Annotated in this window: 4 protein-coding genes; 1 reads left to right on the top strand and 3 read right to left on the bottom strand. The window is 29.0% G+C overall.

Features of this window, described 5'->3' with window-relative positions:
* Positions 1-669 precede the first annotated feature (669 nt).
* Positions 670-2,994, bottom strand: a complete 2,325-nt coding sequence (gene abc-f, locus BMY79_RS03980) for a ribosomal protection-like ABC-F family protein (RefSeq protein ID WP_074730453.1) — start codon at positions 2,992-2,994, stop codon at positions 670-672.
* An 87-nt stretch (positions 2,995-3,081) separates the two neighbouring features.
* The gene (locus BMY79_RS03975; protein ID WP_027421562.1) at positions 3,082-4,392 is read right to left on the bottom strand and encodes an ATP-binding protein; all 1,311 of its coding nucleotides are present in this window, start codon (positions 4,390-4,392) and stop codon (positions 3,082-3,084) included.
* 189 nt (positions 4,393-4,581) lie between these two features.
* On the opposite strand from BMY79_RS03975, the gene BMY79_RS03970 reads away from it, so the two are divergent.
* Positions 4,582-4,776: a hypothetical protein gene (locus BMY79_RS03970; protein ID WP_022750417.1), complete on the top strand. Its 195-nt coding sequence runs from the start codon at positions 4,582-4,584 to the stop codon at positions 4,774-4,776.
* Positions 4,777-4,877: 101 nt separating this feature from the next.
* On the opposite strand, the gene BMY79_RS03965 is transcribed toward BMY79_RS03970, so the two are convergent.
* Positions 4,878-6,770 (bottom strand): Na/Pi cotransporter family protein, encoded by a 1,893-nt coding sequence (locus tag BMY79_RS03965; RefSeq protein WP_074730452.1) that lies wholly within the window; start codon positions 6,768-6,770, stop codon positions 4,878-4,880.
* Positions 6,771-6,824: the final 54 nt, after the last annotated feature.

Below are 6,824 nucleotides of genomic sequence, written 5' to 3'. Positions count from 1 at the left end.
GCTACCAATCAAGGTGCTTTATATCGAATCGTTTCTAAATAAAAACTTGCCATCATCTGGCGAAAGATGTCTGATCGAGGTCTTTCTCACTTACTAGTTTCCTTTGCTTGTGAGCTCTTCGCTGTCAGCTAGATTATAATAGCACTTTTACACGATACCGTCAACCCTTTTTGTCATCTTTACAAAAAAAACACAATTACTGTTTTTATGTTGTTTTTTCAGAAAAGTCTATATTTTATTTTCAATTTATTCCACACTTATATTCTGATGACCTATTTTAAATTAATATACTTGTTTTCTTTTTTGCTTCCTTATTTTTTTGCTTCCTTATTTTTCTTGCTTTCTTGTTCACTTTCTAGTTCGCTTCTTATTTTCTTTCTTGTTTTCCTACTTATTTATATTATAACAGTTATCGAGCCAAACATATTTTACACACAAAATACCCCAAAAAATAATTTGAGGTGCCCCCCAAAAGTTAGACCTATAAAATCTAACTTTTTGGGGTCGGTTCAAACCTTGGGGTATTTCTAATACTTTTAACTCTTATTAATCTTTGCTAGTAGCTTCTGCAGTTTGTAATGTTATTTATTACGATTTATATTTTCTTTTTATTTTCTTTTTATTTTCTTTTTATTTTCTTTTTATTTTCTTTTTATTTTATTTTTATTTCTATAACTCTGGAAGGGATTCTTTTTCGTTATTTACATTTTCCCATTCTTCCATCTTTTCTAATAAGAGCATTTCATTTTCGTCGATCTGTTCCTGAATTTCTGTCAATTTAGAGTACATTGACTGATACTCAGGATTCAACAATTCTTCTTGCAATGCCTCTCCTTGCTGTTCTAACTTCTCAATTTCACTCTCTATATCTTTTAATTGGCGGCGTAAACGCGAATGCATTTTTCCTAATTCATAATCCGAAACGCCCAATTCCGCTTTTGTTAATTTTTTTATTGAATTTGATGCATTATTGCTTGCTGATGATGTATTTGTTGGTGTAACATCATTACTTATCGATAATGTATTTGTTGGTGTAACATTATTGCTTGCTGATGATGTATTTGTTGGCATAACATCATTACTTATCGATGATGCATTTGTTGATGCAACATCATTACTTATCGATAATGTATTTGTTGATGTAACATCATTAATTATCGATGATGCATTTGTTGATGCACTATCATTGCCTATTAGTGATGTAGCATCAATTGTTGTTCCGCTATTATTCGATGTTGTATTGTTAGTAACTGTTACTAGTGTCTTGGTTGATTTTTCTGCTTTGCTTTCCCTGGCATTGCTACTATTTGTAACATTTTGTGTTCCAATTTTTCCAAATGTTTTAATACCATTTATTTTACTAGATGATATTTCCTCATTTTCTTCTTCTGCAATCTTTTCTTGATATTCGTCGTAACCAAATTGGAACTGCCTCGTATATCCATTTTCAAATAAAAGAATTTTGGTGGCAACTCTTTTCATAAAATATCTATCATGTGATACAAATATGACTGTTCCTTCAAATTCTTGTAACATTTTTTCTAATGTTTCCTTTCCAACAATATCCATATGGTTTGTTGGCTCATCCAAAATTAATACATTCGGTCTACGTTTCATTAATTTACATAATGCAAGACGAACTTTTTCTCCTCCTGATAACATATTAACATCTTTATATACGTCATCTCCTGAAAAAAGAAAAGCTCCAAGCGAACTTCTTACATCTTGCTCTGTAAGGTTTGGAAATTCATCCCAAAAATCATTTAATATATTTTTTGAGCTTCGATACATAGCCATTTGTTGATCAAAGTATCCTATTTCAACCTTAGCACCGTACTTATATTCTCCTGAAATTTGTTCTATTTTACCTGCAATTGTCTTTAAAAAAGTAGACTTTCCAAGTCCATTTGCACCAATAATACCCAATTTTTGGCCTCTTTTTAAATCTAATGAAACCTCGGATAATACCTGATTATCATAGCCTATTTGCATATTATTGATAAATAATACATCATTTCCAGATTGATTTTTAGGTTTGAAATTTGATTTAAATGTTTTAGTATTAAACTTTTCTGGCTTTGGTATTTTCTTCATTCTATCAATTGCCTTTTGTTTTGACCATGCCATAGATACTTTTGTTGGATGATGTTTCATCTTTTCAACAAGCTCTTGTAATCTCTTGATTTCTTTTTGTTGATTTTCATAGTCTTTTAGCTGTTTTTCGTAATTTTTTTCTTTTTGTTCTACAAAATATGAATAATTACCAGGATATTTAGTTAATTTCGAATATTCAATTTCATATACTACGTCAACAACATTATCTAAAAACATTCTGTCATGAGATACTACAATGACCGCTTTTTCATAATTTTTTAAATAGTTTTCTAACCACTGAATTGTAGTAACATCTAAATGGTTAGTAGGCTCATCAAGGAGCAAGATATCTGGTTTACTAAGCAACAACTTAATAAATGCTATTTTTGTTTGTTGTCCACCTGAAAATTCATCTAATGTTTTTTTTCGTTCTTCATCTGTGAAACCAAATTTTCGAATCAAAACATCATATTCTTTTTCGTAATAATATCCACCATCTTCTCTGAATTTTTCTTCCATGGCAATATAAGTTTTTACATTCGAATCTGAATAATCTTCTTCTAATTTTTTTGCCATTTCAGCCAACTCTTTTTTTCGAAAATCCATGTCTTTAAAAACTTTTTTTACTTCTTCTTCTAAAGTTATTGTGGTATCCTCAAATGAAATTTGTTTTAAATATCCTATTGTAGGATTTCCTGTTTTAGCTACATTTACAGGTTTATTCTCACTTTGTGATTCAAAATCTAATTCTCCTGATATTGCCTTTAAAAATGTTGTTTTTCCACAACCATTTCTACCAACAATTGCGATTTTTTCTGTGTTTTTCACTTCAAACACAATATCACTTACTATAGGTTCATCACCATAAGAAATACTTCCATTACTTACTTGATATAACATGTTTTGCCTTTCTTTATAACAGACAAATTTTTAAACTCTGAATGATTCTTGTTATCAAACGCCTTTATTATTCAACAATTTATTTTATTATATTTGCGATTCTAGATAATTAATAAACTGTTGGGCCGTTCTTCCTGAAATTCCACCATGTGCAATTTCCCATTTATTTGCTTCACTCTTAATTGTCTGTTCATCTAATTTTATATTTTGACGTCTAGCTAGTTCAACAACCATTGTCATAAATTCTTTTGGAGTTGGTTTTGTGTAGCCTATTGTTACACCAAACCTATTAACTAATGACAACTTTTCTTCTACTGTATCTGATCTATGTTTTCCAAGCGAATTATCTGCATCATTTCTGTCATTCCATGTTTCTTTTATTAGATGACGTCTATTTGATGTTGCATATATTAATATATTTTCTGGTTTTGTTTCTACTCCACCTTCAATAACCGCTTTTAAAAATTTGTATTCTATTTCAAATTCTTCAAATGATAAATCATCCATATAGATTATGAACTTGTAGTTACGTTTTTTTACACTTTCAATTATTTCTGATAGATATTTAAATTGATGTTTATAAATTTCTATCATTCTCAATCCTTGATCATAGTACTGATTTATAATTGCTTTAATGCTTGTTGATTTACCAGTACCACTATCTCCATAGAGTAATACATTGTTTGCTTTTTTTCCTTGAAGAAATGCTTCTGTATTATCTACTAATTTTTTCTTTTGAATTTCATATCCTATCAAATCATCTAAAACAACGTTATCAAGATTATTGATTGGCACTAATTCTACTGCGTCTGATTCATTTGACTTTGCTTTTAATCTAAAAGCTTTATTCAATCCAAGCATTCCAACACCATATTTTATATAAAACTCTGTAATTACATTATAAAATTCATTTTCATCCTTTGATTCTTTTAAACGTCCTGAGTACTCTTTTATCCTTTCGCTAACATTCTTATTATAAGAAAGTTCTTTTTTGGCAAAAGATTTATAATTACAAATCAAAGAAAATATATTTAAATTTAATTTTTCTTCTATATCTGTAAAGTCATATTCAAATAATTTTTTAAAAATTTTATAATCATTTTTTACTATCTCATTTACAGTTCCTTCTTGCACTTTTGTTTTTTCACAAGTAATTGTAAATGGATTTTCGGACATCATTAAATAAAATGTCAAATAATCATTCCATAAATTGCCATCAAAACCATATTTTGTTGCTGTTTCTAATAACATTTTGATAGTTATATTTATTTTCTTTTTTAATTGGATTGGATTATATTCTCCTGATTCAAATTCTTCAAATATTTCTCCTATTTTATATAAAATTGAATCATTATTCTCCTCTCCGTACATCAATAAATTTGATACATCTTTATACATTTTCATTCCTCACTCTCTCATAACATAATCTTAATTTTCCCTCTCAAAATATATCTTTTCCATTATAACATATTAATTATCGTTTTTTTTACACAAAAGCGTAAAATTTTTATTAAAGAATTACGATAGAGTAACTGTAATTGTATACGCTATGTAAATTGCCATACGTTTTTAAGGAGTGTGACACCTATGAATTATAATAAATATTCTGTAAACTCAATATATTTTATCGCACCGTCTCAACAAACAAAAGGTGATGGGCAAAAAAATAATTCTAAAAGAAATAAAAATAATGAAAATTTTAAGGATTTTTTTGACGGCGCTCATGAATCACTCCAAGAAAACAACAATCAAAATAACCCCCCTTCAAAATATGACTTTTGATATATTTCAGTTTTTTATTCATAAGCAAAAATACCGTTCTCTTGGTTATATTAACGTTGAGAACGGTATTTTTTAGACTCTTATATTGATTACTACTTATTTTAGTCTTTTTTCTTATTTTTCTTATTTTTCTTATTTTTCTTTTTTTCTTTCTTTTTATCTTTTGAATTTTTATCCTTATCTTTAGAAGACTTATCATTTTTCTTATTTTTTTTCTTTTTCTTATCTGAATCTTTATCTTTTGATAAACTATATTTCTTTGATAATTCTTTATATTCTTCTTCAAACCAAGGATATCTTTCTTGTTTTATAATCTCAAGATATTCATGTGTTTCATATCCATCATCATTAATTTGAATCATACAAATACCGATATTTGAACAATGATCTGCCACTCTTTCAAAATTAGTAATAATGTCTTCTAGCACTAGACCAAGTTCCATTGTACATTTACCTTTACGTAATCTCTTAATATGATGTTGTTTTGCGTCAATATTAAGCGAATCAATTACTTGTTCTAATGGTTCAACCTTTTTAGCCATTTCATAATCTTCATTGATAAATGCTTCTACCGATCTATCTACAATATCTAATACGGCTTCCGAGAAAATAGTTATCTCTTTTAATGCCTTTTTAGAAAATTCTAATTCTCTATCCTCTATCTCTTTTGCTGATTCAACAATATTTACTGCGTGATCTGATATTCTTTCAAAATCACCAATTGTATGTAAAATAACCGACATACTTCTTGAGTCATTTTGTGATAAATCTCTTGCACTTAATTTTACTAAATATGACCCAATCGCATCTTCATATTTATCTATTTTCTGTTCTAATTCTATTACTTGTTCAGCCACTTTTTTATCATAATTAAATAATACACTCATAGCTTTAACAATTGCTTCTTTAGTTAACTCTGCCATTCTAATTGCTTCTTTTTTACTCATTTCCATAGCAACACCTGGCTGCTCTAAGAAACGTTCATCAAGCATTGTAATTTCATTTGAAGCATGTTCATCTTCTACTTTAATAGTCATTTTTGCCATTTTTACTAGAAGATTGGCAAATGGGAATAATACAACTACAGATGCAATATTAAACAAACTATGTACAATAGCAATTCCTGCTGCATTTACACTCTTATCTATAAAATCAAACCTAACTATAGCATTTATTCCATAGAATACAATCAAAAATAATGTTGTACCTATTAAATTAAAATATAAGTGAATCGCAGCTGCTCTTTTGGCATTTTTCTTAGCACCAATTGACGAAATAATAGCTGTTACACATGTACCTATATTTTGGCCCATTATAATCGGTATAGCTGCACCATAACTTACAGCACCAGTTTTGCACAAAGCTTGTAAAATGCCTACCGACGCAGACGAACTTTGAATTACTGCTGTTAAAACAGCTCCTGCTGCAATACCAAAAACAGGATTCTTAAATAATAATAACAAATGAGTAAATCTTTCATCATCCGCTAATGGTTTAACTGCATTACTCATACTCTCCATACCTGTCATCAATACAGTAAAACCAAGAAGTATTAGTCCTATATCTTTGCTTTTTTCTTTTTTTGAAAACATCATCAAAACAATACCAATTGCAGCCAAAATTGGGGCAAATGAAGATGGTTTTAGTAATTTCATAACCATACTAGAACCTTCAATTCCTGTAAGTGATAACATCCATGATGTAACAGTTGTACCAACATTAGCTCCCATAATTATTCCAACGGCTTGTGATAATTTCATGATACCAGAATTAACAAAACCTACTACCATAACAGTTGTAGCCGACGAACTCTGAATAACTGCTGTTACAGCTGTACCTAATAACACTGCTGATAAGCGTGTAGATGTGAGTTTTTCTAAAATCTGTTCTAATTTACCTCCCGACAATTTAGTCAAACTATCGCCCATAATGCTCATACCAAACAAAAACAACGCTAGACCGCCTAATAAAGTTAATACTCCGAAGATATCCATATTAACCTCCTTATATTTCAATATAATTAGTCCTTTTCTATTGTTACATATATT

The sequence above is a fragment of the Lachnobacterium bovis genome (genome assembly GCF_900111325.1).
GTDB lineage: Bacteria > Bacillota > Clostridia > Lachnospirales > Lachnospiraceae > Roseburia > Roseburia bovis_A.
The sequence above is the reverse complement of the archived record's forward strand: the minus strand, read 5'-3'. Positions and strand labels throughout refer to the sequence as shown.